The following is a 12,085-nucleotide window of genomic DNA, read 5'->3' on the forward strand; positions in this document are numbered from 1 at the left end:
CGGCCATTCCGCCTTCATGAACATTCTGCTCGTCGGATCGGGAGGGCGCGAACACGCCCTGGCCTGGAAGATCGCCCAGTCGCCGCTGGTGACGCGGCTCGTCGTCGCGCCCGGCAACCCGGGCATGGCCAAGCTGGGCGAGATGCGCCCTGACCTGAAGGCGACCGACGCCGAAGGCCTGGCGGCCCTGGCGCGCGAGATGAAGGCGGATCTGGTCGTCGTCGGCCCGGAATCGGCGCTGGCCGAGGGCCTGGCCGACCGGCTGAACGCGGCGGGCATCCCCTGCTTCGGCCCGACGCAGGCGGCGGCGCAGCTGGAGACGTCCAAGGCCTTCTCCAAGGCCTTCCTGCAACGACATGGCGTCCCGACGGCGGGCTATGGCGTCTATGAGGACGTCGCCTCGGCCAAGGCGGCGCTGGATCAGTATTCGGCCCCCTATGTCATCAAGGCCGACGGCTTGGCGGCGGGCAAGGGCGTGGCCATCAGCCCCGATCGCGCCGACGCCGAGGCCGAGATCGAGCGGATGCTGGGCGGCCGGTTCGGCTCGGCCGGGTCGCGCGTGGTGATCGAGGAATTCATGGACGGGGAGGAGGGCTCCCTCTTCGCCCTGTCGGACGGGACGCGGGCCGTGCTGTTCGGCGGCGCTCAGGACCACAAGCGCGCCTTCGACGGCGACCTGGGCCCCAACACCGGCGGCATGGGCGCCTATTCGCCTGCGCCGGTCTTCACGGCTGACTTCACCCAGGCGGCGAACGACCGCGTGGTCGTTCCGACGATTCAGAAGATGGCCGAGGAAGGCGCCCCCTATCGCGGCGTCCTCTATGTCGGGCTGATGGCGACGGCCGAAGGCCCCAAGGTGGTCGAGTTCAACGCCCGTTTCGGCGACCCGGAATGCCAGGTGCTGATGATGCGGTTCGACGGCGATGTCGTGCCGCTGCTGCTGGCCTGCGCGCGCGGCGACCTGACCCAGGCGCCGGCGCCGGCCTTCAAGCCGGGCGTGGTGATCTGCGTGGTGCTGGCGGCCAAGGGTTATCCCGACAGCCCGCTGGAAGGCTCGGTCATCCGGGGCGCGGACCAAGACTTCGGCCCTCACGTCCAGGTCTTCCACGCGGGGACCAAGTTGCGCGACGACGGCGCCCTGGCGGCGGCGGGCGGCCGGGTGCTGAACGTCTGCGCCTATGGCGACGACGTGGCCCAGGCGCGCGAGCGCGCCTATGAGGCCATCGCCAAGATCGACTGGCCGGGCGGTTTCCACCGCACCGACATCGGCTGGCGGGCGCTGGAGCCGCGCTAAGCGGCTCCGCCGTGCTTTAGGTCATGGCGAACAACAGCCGCCCTTCGCCCATGCGTTCGCGCAAGGGGACCAGGTCGGCGTGGGACACCGAGAAGCAGCCGTAGGACCGGCCCAGCTTGCCCTGGCGCGCCAGGAAGGCCGGATCGGCGTAGTCTGCGCCGTGGATGATGATGGCCCGTTCGCGCGCCAGGTTGTTGGAATACTCCAGCCCGTCCAGCAGGACGTTCGGCCCCTGCTGGCTGCCCCAGCTGGCGCCCGCCGTGGCGTAGGCGCCGATGGACGACATATGGCTGTCCGGGCGGTTCGAGAACTGCTGCGCATAGCCTGAATGCGCCGGGTCCGAGCCGCGCCCGTGGCTGGTGCGATAGGCCGTGACCCAGCCGCCTTCCAGATCGACCTCGTAGAAGCGGTCCTCGCCCGAGAACTTCTGGAAATCGACCAGATACATGCGGTCGCGGCGGCTGATCTTGTGGCCGTGCACGTCCATGGCGGCGCGGGCGCGTTCGAGCAGATCCTTGCGGACGACGCCGTGGGGATCGATCGTCGTTCCAGCCTCCGCGACCTGGACATGAGCCGCCGCCGCCCGCTCAGGCAGGGTCGGAAGCGTAGGCGCTACGGCTCCGGCGAGCTGAAGGCTGGTGGTGGTGGAGGCGGCGGAGGAACACCCCGCCAACAGGGCCGAACCGCCCAGGATCAAGCCACGTCTGGAAAGCCGCATGCGACGCCCCTCGCACGTTAAACAACTGTATCGGCTTGTTTCATGAACCATCCGTGCAAGGCAACCTTGGCCTTGGCGCAAAGATTGGAACGGTTATGTTGCGCGCCTCAGTAACGGGAGGGATGAATGAAAAAGCTTGCCCTGATTGTGACCGCGGCCGTTCTGGCCGCGACCGGCGCCGAAGCGCGCCAAACCCCGACGCCGGCGTCGGTTTCGGCCGAACAGCCGACGAAGTTCGTTCAAGTGGGGCGGCTTTTGGCCGATCCGGCCAGCGGCCGGGTGCTGCGCGATAAAACTCTCGTGATCAGAGGGAACCAAATCGTCGAGATCCGCGACGGCTTCGTCGGCGAGGGTGACGTGGTCGACCTGCGCTCGGCCTTCGTCCTGCCGGGACTGATCGACAGCCATGTCCACCTGACCTTTGAATCGAACCCGAATTCGCGCCTCGACGGACTGACGCAATCCAACGCGGCCCAGGCGATGGTCGGCGCGCGGTATGCGCGGCGCACGCTCAATGCGGGCTTCACCACGGTGGCGGACCTAGGCGCGACGAACGAATCCATCTTCGCCCTGCGCGACGCCATCCGCAGCGGCGACGTGCCCGGACCGCGCATCATCGCCGCCGGCTCGGCCGTTTCGGTCCACGGGGGCCACGGCGACGTCAACGGCTACCGCGACGACATCCTGCACCTGATGTCGCCCGAGAGCATCTGTTCGGGGCCGGAAGACTGCCGTCGCGCTGTCCGTATGCAGGTGCGCGCGGGCGCCGACATCATCAAGATCACGGCTACGGGCGGCGTGCTGTCCAATACGGCGGCGGGCCTGGCGCAACAGTTCACCGAGGACGAACTGGCCTCCATCGTCGAGGTCGCCCACCGCATGGGCCGTCAGGTCACCGCCCACGCCCACGGCGGCGACGGCATCAACGCCTTCCTGAAGGCGGGCGGCGACTCCATCGAGCACGGCACCTATCTGGATGATGAATCCATGCGCCAGTTCAAGGCGAACGGCGCCTGGCTGGTGCCGACCCTGATGGCGGGCGACTTCGTGGCCCGCGTCGCCTCCAGCCCGGACAACTTCTTCACCCCGGCCCAGACGGCCAAGGCGCTGGAAGCCGGACCCAAGATGCTGGACATGGCCGCGCGCGCCCATCGCGGCGGGGTCAAGATCGCCTTCGGCACCGACTCGGGCGTCTCGGCCCACGGCGACAACGCCCAGGAGTTCGCCCTGCTGGTCCGCGCCGGTCTGACGCCGCTTCAGGCGATCCAGTCCGCCACGGTCGGCGCCGCCGAACACCTGCGCATCTCCAACGAAGCCGGTCGTCTGGCGCCGGGCATGCCCGCCGATCTGATCGCCGTGGGCGGCGACCCGCTGACGGACGTCACCGAACTGGAGCGCGTGCGCTTCGTGATGAAGGGCGGCCAGGTCTTCCGGGCCGACTGATCCGATCGCCTAGGAAGAGGCCGCCGCTCAGCCCTTGTCGCGGGCGGCGGCCTTGGCGGCGCGCTCGGCCTGGCCGCGCCAGCCGTAGCCGTCGCCATGCTTGCCGACGCTGACGAAGGTGGCTTCTTCCGCCTTGTGGAAATACTGCTCGGACACCATCCAGCCCTTGAAGGGGCGCAACACCGACAGGCACATGGCGGCCAGGATCGGGAAGGTCACGACGAAGTGGACCCAGATCGGCGGGTGCACGGTGAACTCGAAGATCATGAAGGCGACCATGCCGACGACGCCGACCGCGCACATGACGAAGAAGGCCGGGCCGTCCGCCGGATCGGCGAAGCTGTAGTCCAGACCGCACTCCGGGCAGGACTCGCGCAACTGCAGATAGCCCTTGAACACGGGGCCTTCGCCGCACCGCGGGCAGCGGCCCCGCAGGCCGGTCTTGAGCGGGCTCAGCGGAGGATAGACAGGGTCGGACACGGGACTGTTCCTGAAAAGAACGATGGCTGACGGTTTCGGCCTTCGGGCGCCCCGACGCAAGCGGGTGTTTTGTCCTATCCGCGTGGGAAGGTTGTGTTTTTCTGCGATTCAAGCCCCGTTAACCGCGATTAAAGCCCTTCGCGCGAGCATGCGCGCGATATGTCCGGGGCCCCCGCCAAGAAGCGCGTTCTGCAGACGACCGTGGCGGCCGCCGCGGCGGGCGTCGTCGTCTTCGCGCCCCTGGCTCCGGCGCCGTCGCTGGCCCAAGGACAGCGTCAGGCGGGCGCGCCGGTCGAGATCCGGATCGGCGCCAACGCAGGCTTCACCAAGATCGAGTTCGCCGGGGTCGTGGGATCGCGCGCGCGGGTGCGCCAGGACGGCCGCACCGTCGTGGTCCGCATCGGCACGACCGCCGCCCCCGACGTCAGCCGCCTGCGCGTCGATCCGCCCAAGGGGCTGGAGAAGATCGAGACCCGCGCCGCCCAGGGGGCGACCGAACTGGTCTTGACCCTGGCCGAGGGGGCGGGCGCGACCAGCGGGATCGCCGACGGCGCCGTCTGGTTGAACCTCTATGCGCCGGGCGCGCGGGCGGACGGCTCGCGCCCCTCGCCCGTGCCGATCGGCGGGGCGGTGCCGGTGGCGGCCGAGGTCAAGGGCCAGCAGACGGTGATGCGTTTCGCCTGGAACGGGCCGGTCGGCGCCGCCGTCTTCCGGCGCGGCGAGGCGGTCTGGGCCGTCTTCGACCACGCCGCCCGCATGGAGATGAAGGGTGAAGGGCTGAACGGCGCCCGCTGGGCCGCCGGACCCGATTTCACCGCCGTACGCATTCCGGTCGAGCCGGGCCAGGCCGTGGCCGCCCGCGCCGAAGGCTCGACTTGGGTCGTGACCATCGGCGGAACCGCGCCTTCGCCCAGCGGGGTGGACATCGAGCGCGACGACGCGGTCAAGGCGTCGTTGACCGCGCGCATGGCCGGGGCGACCCGCACCGTCTGGCTGACCGACCCGATGATCGGCGACCGCTTCGCCGCCGTCACCGCCCTGGCCCCCGGCAAGGGGTTGAAGACCGCACGCCGCACGGTGGATGCGGGCTTCCTGCCCACCGCCCACGGCCTGGCGATCGAGACGCCGACCGACGATCTGAGCGTCACCGCCGACGGCGACCTGGTCACGGTGACGCGGCCGCGCGGCCTGACCCTGTCTTCGCCCACGGCCGGGTTGGAGGCGGCGACCGAAGGCGGCGACGCGCCGCGCGCCGCGTCGCGCCCGGCCCTGATCCTGGCCGACTGGTCCGCCGATGCGGGCGAGGGCGGCTTCACCGCCCGCCACCGCGCCCTTCAGGACGCCGCCGAGCGCGAGAGCGGCCGCGCCGTCGACGATCCGCGCGCGCCCATTGAGGCGCGGCTGGCTTACGCCCGTTTCCTGGTCGGGCACGGTCTGGGGTTCGAGGCGGTCGGGGTGCTAAACGCCCTGATCAAGCAGACCCCCGCCATGCAGGGCGTGGCCGAGGTGCGCGGCCTGCGCGGCGCCGCCCGCGCCTCCATCGGCCGCTTCGCCGAGGCCGAGGCCGACTTCTCGTCCGGCGCCCTGGCGGGCGATCCCTCGACCAAGGTGTGGCAGGGCTATATCGCCGCCCAGCAGGGCGACTGGGCCAACGCCCGGCGGCTGTTTGCGGCCGGGGCGGGCGTGGTCGACGGCTTCGCCCCCGAATGGCGCGCCCGCTTCGGCGCCGCTCACGCCATGGCGGCGGTAGAGACCGGCGACGCTGACGCCGCACGCGAATTGCTGGCCTATGTCTTCAGCCAACCGAACGTCTCGGCCCCCGACCAGTTGACCGCCCGCCTGGTGCAGGCCCGGCTGTTCGAACTGGATCAGAACCCCGACCGCGCCCTGGCGATCTACAAGGCGGTGGCGCGCGCCCCGCTGGACGGCATCGCCACGCCCGCGCGTCTGGGCGTCATCAAGCTGGAGATGGCCAAGGGGACGCTGAAGGCCGACGCCGCCGCCGCCCAGCTGGAGGCGCTGAAATGGCGCTGGCGCGGGGATGCGACCGAGCTGGCCGTGATCCGCACCCTGGGCGAACTGTATCTGTCGCAGGGCCGCTATCGCGAGGCGCTGACCACGCTGAAGACGGCCGGGTCGAAGATCGTCACTCTGCCGGGCGGCGACCGGCTTCAGGCCGATCTCGACAACGCCTTCCGCGCCCTGTTCCTCGAAGGCGCGGCCGACGGCCTGCAGCCGGTGCAGGCCCTGGCCCTGTTCTTCGACTTCCGCGAACTGACGCCTGTGGGCGCCGACGGCGACGAGATGGTGCGGCGCCTGGCCCGACGCCTGATCGACGTCGACCTGCTGGATCAGGCGGCTGAGCTGCTGAAGTATCAGGCCGAGAACCGACTGGACGGGGTGGCCAAGGCCCAGGTCTCGACCAATCTGGCCGCCGTCTATCTGATGAACCGCCAACCGGAAGAGGCGCTGAAGGCCCTGTGGTCGTCGCGCACGACCCTGCTGCCGACGGCGATGAACCTGGAGCGCCGCGCGCTGGAGGCTCGCGCCCTGATGGAGCTGGGTCGCTACGATCACGCGCTGGAGGTGCTGGGCAAGGACGCCTCGCCCGCCGCGCGGGACGTGCGCGCCGACATCCTGTGGAAGCAGCAACAGTGGGGGGCGGCCGCCACCCTCTATGAACAGCGCCTCGGCGATCGCTGGAAGGAGACGGCCGTGCCGCTCAGCGAGGTCGAGGAGACGCGCCTGATCCGTGCAGGCGCGGGCTATTCCCTGGCGCGCGACGCGGCCGCGCTGAACCGACTGTCGAAGAACTACGCCCGCTTCGCCGAGGGCGCGCGCTCGCCCGGCGCGATTCGGGTGGCTTTGGCGGGGCTGGACGGCGCCGACGGCTCGGGCCGCCCGCAGGACTTCGCCGCCCTCAGCGCCGGGGCCGACGCCTACGCCGGCTGGATCGCTCAGACCAAGGCCGAGTTCCGGGCTAAGAGCGGCGCCGCCCAATAAAAAACCCCCCTCCCGACGGGAGAGGGGTCTTTTGCGTCTATCCCCGCAAGGAGGATCGAACGCGCCTTAAAGGCTTAGCCGTTGACGGCGTCCTTCAGCGGCTTCGACACGCGGAAGCGCACGGCCTTCGAGGCCGGGATCTTGATCGTGGCGCCGGTGGCCGGGTTGCGGCCTTCGCGCTCGGCGCGCTCGGCGGTGTCGAACACGCCCAGGTTCGAGATGCGGACGTCGCCGCCCGACTTCAGCGACTTGTGGATGTTTTCGACAATGGCGGTCAGCACCTTGCCGGCGTCAGCTTGCGAAACGCCCGCGTCCTTGGCGACGGCGGCGATCAGTTCAGCTTGAGTGGTCATGAGGGTATTTTCCCAATGGTGGTCGCCCGGAAAGAAGCGCCGGACGAGGACCGGGGGATCAACGACGGTTTTGGGGAGCTTGGCAAGTGCGCATCGGCGCGCAGGCCTTGCAGGCTGGGGATTTATCCGGTTCCGGAGGCTCTCTGGAAGCTCTCGACCAGGCTTCCGGCGACCAGTCGCCACCCGTCCACCAGCACGAAGAAGATCAGCTTGAAGGGCAGGCTGACCACCACCGGCGGCAGCATCATCATACCCATGGACATGAGCACGCTGGCGACCACCAGATCGATCACAAGGAACGGAACAAAAAGAAGAAATCCGATCGTGAAGGCGGTCTTCAACTCACTGATCATGAAGGCCGGAGTGACCACGCGCAGGGGCAGATCCTGCACGTCGGCCGGGGCCTCCACACGCGACAGGCGAGTGAACAACGCCAGGTCGTCCGGCTTCACCTGGGCCAGCATGAAGGTTTTTACCGGTTCGGACGCCGCATCGAAGGCCTGAGGCAGCTCCATCTGCTGATCCATGAGGGGGCGGATGCCCGAATCATAGGCGTCCTGCCACGTCGGACCCATGACGATGGCGCTCAGAAACAGGGCCAGGGACACCAGGACGGCGTTCGGCGGCGACTGCTGAATCCCCAGCGCGGTGCGCAGCAGGGACAGCACCACGACGATTCGCACGAAGCTGGTGGTCATGATGACGATGGACGGCGCCAGCGACAGCACCGTCATCAGCCCGACCAGCTGCACCACGCGCTGCGTCAGGCCGGCGCCGCTGCCCAGGTCGATGTTGATGGCCGATCCGCCCTGCGCCGCCTCCTGCGCCAGGGCGCCGAGCGGCCAGATCAGGCACAGGGCGGTGGTGATCAGGGACAGCAGGGCCGCGCGCTTCAGCTCGTCGCGGGTCGGCATGCCGAACAGGGCGGGGCGTTTCATTTCACGCCTCCCGGCTGGCGGGGCTCGATCAGTTCGCGGCCTTCGCCCAGCAGGATCAGGCGTTCTTCGTCATCGACGCGGATCAGCACCAGGCGGCGCGACGGGTCCAGCACCAGGGTCTCGACCACCTTCATGCGCCGCACCTGGCCCTGCGGCCCCTGGAAACGGGCCAGGATCTCGGGCGCATAGCGCCGCGCCGCCCAGGCGGCCAGGCCGATGATGCCCAGGGTGATGGCCAGGCCGAAGATCGCCCGGAACAGATCGAGGAAGTTCATGCGGATGCAGCCCCAGACGCATACGGCGGCGGCGCGCGGACGCGGCGCTTCGGGGGCATGTTTCAACGGACGTGGTTAACGGCGCGTTTAGGGATACGAGATATTAACCATGCAGGCGGCAAATTCTGCCGATCACCGTCCGAGGGATTCGCGTGTCCGTCACCGACCTGCCGCTGCTGAATCAGATCAAGGGCCGCCTGGGCTGGCTGGACGACCGCCAGCGGGTGATCGCCCAGAACGTCGCCAACTCCGACACTCCCGGCTATGTCGCCCGCGACCTGAAGACGCCGACCGACTTCGCCGAGGCGATGCGGACGGGCGGCGGCCTGCGCATGACGACGACCAACGCCCGGCACATCTCGCCGCCCGGCCAGGCGGCGCGGTTCGAGGCGACCCGCGCCCCGGATTCCGAGACCACGCTGGACGGCAACTCGGTCGTGGTCGAGGAGCAGATGCTCAAGATGGCCGAGAGCCGCATGGCCTATGACGCCGCCATCGGCTTCTACCAGAAGTCGATGCAGATGATCCGCTTGGCGGCCAAGAAGCCCGCGGCCTGAGGGAGAGTGAGCCATGCCTGATCCGATCAACGGCCGTCCCGTCACCCCGCGCAACACCGCCATGGCCGTCGCCTCCAGCGCGCTGAAGGCGCAGCAGTCGCGGATGCGCATCATCGCCGAAAACATCGCCAACGCGGAATCCACGGCCAACGTCGCGGGCGGCCAGCCCTATCGCCGCCAGACCCCGGTGTTTCAGGCCCGCAACGTCGACGGTGCGACCGGCGTGGTCCTCGCCGAGGTGCGGCCGGACCAGAGCGACTTCCGTATGGACTACGACCCCTCGCACCCGGCGGCGAACGCCGAGGGCTATGTCCAGCGGCCCAACGTCGACACTCTGGTCGAGGCCATGGACATGCGCGAGGCGCAGCGCGCCTATGAGGCCAACCTGAACGTCATCGAGACGGCGCGGAACATGGACTCCCGCACTCTCGACATCATCAAGAAGTAAGAGGGTCTAGGGCATGAACCCCATCATGGCCGCCCGCGCCTACGCCGCCGTTCAGGGCGGGGGCGGCGTCAATGTCGCCACCTCGGCCAATGCGGCTGCAAGCACCGGCCCGAACGCGGCCGGAGGCTTCGCCGACCTGCTGCAGAACGTCATGACCCAGACGACGCAGCAGACCCGCGCCGCCGAGACGCAGATGGCTCAGTCGGTCCAGGGGCAGGGCAATCTGATCGACGTCGTCACGGCCATTTCCTCGGCCGAGGCCTCGCTGGAGACGGTCATGGCGGTGCGCGATCAGGTGATCTCCGCCTATCAGGAAATCATGCGGATGCCGATCTGACGGCGCTTTGCGGTCAGAACCCCAGTTCCGCCCTCAGCGCCTCGGGCGTCAGGCCGCCCTCCCTCAGTTCCGCCAGCGTGACCGAGCGGTCGCGCTTGGCGTAGCGGCGGCCGTCGGGCCCGGCCAGCAGGCGGTGGTGGCGATAGACGGGCGCAGGCCAGTCCATCAGCGCCTGGATCAGCCGCTGGATATGCGTCGCCTCGAACAGATCCTGCCCCCGGATGACGTGGCTGATCCCCTGCAGGGCGTCGTCGGTGCGTCACGGCCAGATGGTAGGCGGTCCCGGCGTCCTTGCGCGCCAGCACCACGTCGCCCGCCGTTTCGGGCCGCGCCTTGACCCGGCCGGTCTCGCCATCGGGGCCTGAGCCTTCCTCGATGAAGCTGAGTGCGTCCAGACCGCGCCGCCCAGCGCCTCCTTCGCCCGCTCCAGCGACAGTCGCCAGGCGAAAGGGCGTCCCTCGGCCAGCAGGCGGGCTTCTTCCTCGGCCGGATGCGGACCGGGGCGCGCCGCCTCGGCGGGGCCGTGGGGGGCGTCGCCGATGGCGTCCAATATCTCCTTGCGGGTGCGGAAGCAGCGATAGAGCAGGCCGCGCCGGTCCAGCGCCTCGACCACGGCGGCGTAGTCGGCCAGGTGATCGGACTGGCGCCGCACCGGCGTCTCCCAGTCCAGCACCAACCAGGCCAGGTCTTCATAGATGCCTGCCTCGAATTCCGGTCGGCACCGCGTTGGGTCGATATCCTCGATCCGCAGCACGAAGCGCCCGCCCGCCTCCTTCGCCGGCCCGCCACGCCGTCAGGGCCGAAAAGGCGTGCCCCTTATGCAGGCGGCCGGTGGGGGAAGGGGCGAAGCGGGTGACGAACGTCATTGCGCGTCGCCTAGCAGCGACGCCCAGTCGCGGGCGGCGTGCAGCACGCGGATGATCTCGACCCGATCCGTCACGCGATAGAAAATCACATAGTCGCCGAAGGGGCGTTTGCGCAGATCGGCGAAACCGATGCGCGGATAGCGCTCGGCGTTGGCGGACAGGCTTTCACATTCCGTCAGCGCGCTCTCGATCCAGCGGCCTGCGGCGCGCGGATTGTCGCGCGCGATCCAGTCGCCGCTCTGAGCCAGATCCGACTCGGCCAGGCGGGTCAGAACGACCTTCATTCCGGGGCGGAAGGCTCGAAGCGTTGACGCAGCCTCTCGGCCGCCGTGTTCAGCGAGACGACGTCGCCGCGCTCTGCTTCGGTCACGCCCGCTTCAAGCTTGCCGAGCAGTTCGGCCAGGCGCGCTTCATGTTCCTGAACCAGGCGGACGCCCGTGCGCAGCACCTCGCTCTTGGAGCCGTAGCGCCCCTGCTTCACCAGATTGTCGACGACCTGCTCCAGGGCGCCGAGTTCGACGGTCATGGTCATGGCGATCTCCTGCTCTAATAATAGATGTTAGAGGGCCGGTGCGCCAGAGCTCCATGAGTGGCGGTTTCCGGCCGTGGTCAGAACCGGGCGGCGAACGTCTCTTTTCGAGGGATGAGGCGGAAGGCTAGCATGGCCTCATGGCCCTTGCTCCGTCTCCCGCTTCCGTCGCCGCCGCCCGTGAGGCCCTGGCCGCCGCCGATCCGGCGCTGGCGCGCGCGCACGCCTCGACGCCCGTGTTCGAATGGCGGCTGCGGACCGGCGGCTATGAGGGCCTGTTCCGCATGATCGTCGAGCAGCAGGTGTCGGTGGCGGCCGCGGCCTCGATCTGGAAGCGGGTGGTCGAGGGGCTGGACGGGCAGGTGACGCCCGAGGCCGTGCTGGCGCGCGATGTGGAGACGCTGCGCACCTTCGGCTTGTCGGGGCAGAAGGCGAAATACGGCCATGAGATCGCCCGCGCCCATGCGGAGGGTCACATCGACTTCGATCATCTGGAGCGGCTGGACGACGCCGAGGCTATCGCCGCCCTGGTCGCCATCAAGGGGTGGGCAAGTGGACGGCCGAGACCTTCCTGATGTTCTGCGAGGGGCGAGGGGACGTTTTTCCCGGCGGCGACGTGGCGCTTCAGGAAGCCATGCGTTGGGCCGACCGCGCCGAGGCCCGTCCGAACGAGAAACAGGCCTATGCCCGCGCCGAGATCTGGCGCCCGCATCGCGCGGTGGCGGCGCATTTGCTCTGGGGGTGGTATGGTGGCGTTCGGCGCGGCGAGATCACGCTGGACGAAGGCCTCTAGCCTTCGGCATTGATGAAGGTTGGGGGCGACCCCGAAGACGGCGCCGCGCGG

The 12,085-nt window shown here is 69.3% G+C and carries 13 protein-coding genes and 2 pseudogenes; 7 read left to right on the forward strand and 8 right to left on the reverse strand.

The window, feature by feature from the left end; genetic code table 11:
- Window positions 1-16 precede the first annotated feature (16 nt).
- Window positions 17-1,294 (forward strand): phosphoribosylamine--glycine ligase, encoded by a 1,278-nt coding sequence (purD, locus tag FGL25_RS02880; protein ID WP_138140899.1) that lies wholly within the window; start codon window positions 17-19, stop codon window positions 1,292-1,294.
- Between the two features lie 16 nt (window positions 1,295-1,310).
- Here the strand turns inward: purD and FGL25_RS02885 are convergent, their stop codons facing one another.
- A complete protein-coding gene (locus FGL25_RS02885) occupies window positions 1,311-2,012 on the reverse strand; it encodes a murein L,D-transpeptidase catalytic domain-containing protein (protein WP_076223685.1) in 702 nt (233 codons plus the stop codon).
- 126 nt (window positions 2,013-2,138) lie between these two features.
- Here FGL25_RS02885 and FGL25_RS02890 point away from each other — a divergent pair, with 126 nt between their 5' ends.
- Window positions 2,139-3,455 carry a metal-dependent hydrolase family protein gene (locus FGL25_RS02890; protein WP_003165931.1) on the forward strand — a complete coding sequence of 439 codons (1,317 nt, stop codon included), beginning with the start codon at window positions 2,139-2,141 and terminating at the stop codon, window positions 3,453-3,455.
- A 27-nt stretch (window positions 3,456-3,482) separates the two neighbouring features.
- On the opposite strand, the gene FGL25_RS02895 is transcribed toward FGL25_RS02890, so the two are convergent.
- Entirely contained in the window at window positions 3,483-3,854 is a 372-nt protein-coding gene (locus tag FGL25_RS02895; RefSeq protein WP_003165930.1) for a DUF983 domain-containing protein, read from the reverse strand.
- A 240-nt stretch (window positions 3,855-4,094) separates the two neighbouring features.
- On the opposite strand from FGL25_RS02895, the gene FGL25_RS02900 reads away from it, so the two are divergent.
- Complete coding sequence (locus tag FGL25_RS02900) at window positions 4,095-6,938, forward strand: tetratricopeptide repeat protein (protein ID WP_138140900.1); 2,844 nt, start codon at window positions 4,095-4,097, stop codon at window positions 6,936-6,938.
- Window positions 6,939-7,012: 74 nt separating this feature from the next.
- On the opposite strand, the gene FGL25_RS02905 is transcribed toward FGL25_RS02900, so the two are convergent.
- The 3 genes from FGL25_RS02905 to FGL25_RS02915 all read right to left on the reverse strand — a co-directional run bounded on the left by FGL25_RS02905 (window position 7,013) and on the right by FGL25_RS02915 (window position 8,504).
- Window positions 7,013-7,291, reverse strand: a complete 279-nt coding sequence (locus FGL25_RS02905) for an HU family DNA-binding protein (protein ID WP_003165927.1) — start codon at window positions 7,289-7,291, stop codon at window positions 7,013-7,015.
- 122 nt (window positions 7,292-7,413) lie between these two features.
- Window positions 7,414-8,229 carry a flagellar type III secretion system pore protein FliP gene (gene fliP, locus FGL25_RS02910; RefSeq protein ID WP_138140901.1) on the reverse strand — a complete coding sequence of 272 codons (816 nt, stop codon included), beginning with the start codon at window positions 8,227-8,229 and terminating at the stop codon, window positions 7,414-7,416.
- Window positions 8,226-8,504, reverse strand: a complete 279-nt coding sequence (locus FGL25_RS02915) for a FliO/MopB family protein (protein ID WP_046652103.1) — start codon at window positions 8,502-8,504, stop codon at window positions 8,226-8,228. Before FGL25_RS02915 ends, fliP begins: the two co-directional genes overlap by 4 nt.
- A gap of 152 nt (window positions 8,505-8,656) precedes the next feature.
- Between FGL25_RS02915 and flgB the strand changes: the two genes are divergently transcribed.
- The 3 genes from flgB to fliE are packed head-to-tail and all read left to right on the forward strand — an operon-like array spanning window position 8,657 to window position 9,846.
- Window positions 8,657-9,061, forward strand: a complete 405-nt coding sequence (flgB, locus tag FGL25_RS02920; protein WP_003165924.1) for a flagellar basal body rod protein FlgB — start codon at window positions 8,657-8,659, stop codon at window positions 9,059-9,061.
- Between the two features lie 13 nt (window positions 9,062-9,074).
- On the forward strand, window positions 9,075-9,509 hold the full coding sequence (flgC, locus tag FGL25_RS02925) for a flagellar basal body rod protein FlgC (RefSeq protein WP_003165923.1): 435 nt from the start codon (window positions 9,075-9,077) through the stop codon (window positions 9,507-9,509).
- Window positions 9,510-9,522: 13 nt separating this feature from the next.
- Entirely contained in the window at window positions 9,523-9,846 is a 324-nt protein-coding gene (fliE, locus tag FGL25_RS02930; protein ID WP_003165922.1) for a flagellar hook-basal body complex protein FliE, read from the forward strand.
- A gap of 13 nt (window positions 9,847-9,859) precedes the next feature.
- On the opposite strand, the pseudogene gluQRS reads toward fliE, so the two are convergent.
- From gluQRS to FGL25_RS02945, 3 genes and pseudogenes are all read right to left on the reverse strand, one after another.
- A pseudogene (gene gluQRS / locus FGL25_RS02935) lies at window positions 9,860-10,712 on the reverse strand (tRNA glutamyl-Q(34) synthetase GluQRS).
- Entirely contained in the window at window positions 10,709-10,996 is a 288-nt protein-coding gene (locus FGL25_RS02940) for a type II toxin-antitoxin system RelE/ParE family toxin (RefSeq protein WP_003165920.1), read from the reverse strand. The pseudogene gluQRS and the gene FGL25_RS02940 overlap by 4 nt, the downstream one beginning before the upstream one ends.
- On the reverse strand, window positions 10,993-11,244 hold the full coding sequence (locus FGL25_RS02945) for a type II toxin-antitoxin system ParD family antitoxin (RefSeq protein WP_138140902.1): 252 nt from the start codon (window positions 11,242-11,244) through the stop codon (window positions 10,993-10,995). The genes FGL25_RS02940 and FGL25_RS02945 overlap by 4 nt, the downstream gene beginning before the upstream one ends.
- 137 nt (window positions 11,245-11,381) lie before the next feature.
- Here FGL25_RS02945 and FGL25_RS02950 point away from each other — a divergent pair.
- Window positions 11,382-12,034, forward strand: a pseudogene (locus tag FGL25_RS02950) (DNA-3-methyladenine glycosylase family protein).
- Window positions 12,035-12,085 lie beyond the last annotated feature (51 nt).

The organism is Brevundimonas vancanneytii, assembly GCF_901421975.1.
Taxonomy (GTDB): Bacteria; Pseudomonadota; Alphaproteobacteria; order Caulobacterales; family Caulobacteraceae; genus Brevundimonas; species Brevundimonas diminuta.

Excerpts from the sequence above, each read along its gene's own strand:
- fliP (WP_138140901.1), bottom strand. The coding sequence starts at position 8,229 with ATGAAACGCCCCGCCCTGTTCGGCATGCCGACCCGCGACGAGCTGAAG.
- FGL25_RS02905 (WP_003165927.1), bottom strand. The coding sequence starts at position 7,291 with ATGACCACTCAAGCTGAACTGATCGCCGCCGTCGCCAAGGACGCGGGC.
- fliE (WP_003165922.1), top strand. The coding sequence starts at position 9,523 with ATGAACCCCATCATGGCCGCCCGCGCCTACGCCGCCGTTCAGGGCGGG.
- FGL25_RS02940 (WP_003165920.1), bottom strand. The coding sequence starts at position 10,996 with ATGAAGGTCGTTCTGACCCGCCTGGCCGAGTCGGATCTGGCTCAGAGC.
- FGL25_RS02885 (WP_076223685.1), bottom strand. The coding sequence starts at position 2,012 with ATGCGGCTTTCCAGACGTGGCTTGATCCTGGGCGGTTCGGCCCTGTTG.
- flgC (WP_003165923.1), top strand. The coding sequence starts at position 9,075 with ATGCCTGATCCGATCAACGGCCGTCCCGTCACCCCGCGCAACACCGCC.
- FGL25_RS02915 (WP_046652103.1), bottom strand. The coding sequence starts at position 8,504 with ATGAACTTCCTCGATCTGTTCCGGGCGATCTTCGGCCTGGCCATCACC.
- purD (WP_138140899.1), top strand. The coding sequence starts at position 17 with ATGAACATTCTGCTCGTCGGATCGGGAGGGCGCGAACACGCCCTGGCC.
- FGL25_RS02890 (WP_003165931.1), top strand. The coding sequence starts at position 2,139 with ATGAAAAAGCTTGCCCTGATTGTGACCGCGGCCGTTCTGGCCGCGACC.
- FGL25_RS02945 (WP_138140902.1), bottom strand. The coding sequence starts at position 11,244 with ATGACCATGACCGTCGAACTCGGCGCCCTGGAGCAGGTCGTCGACAAT.
- FGL25_RS02900 (WP_138140900.1), top strand. The coding sequence starts at position 4,095 with ATGTCCGGGGCCCCCGCCAAGAAGCGCGTTCTGCAGACGACCGTGGCG.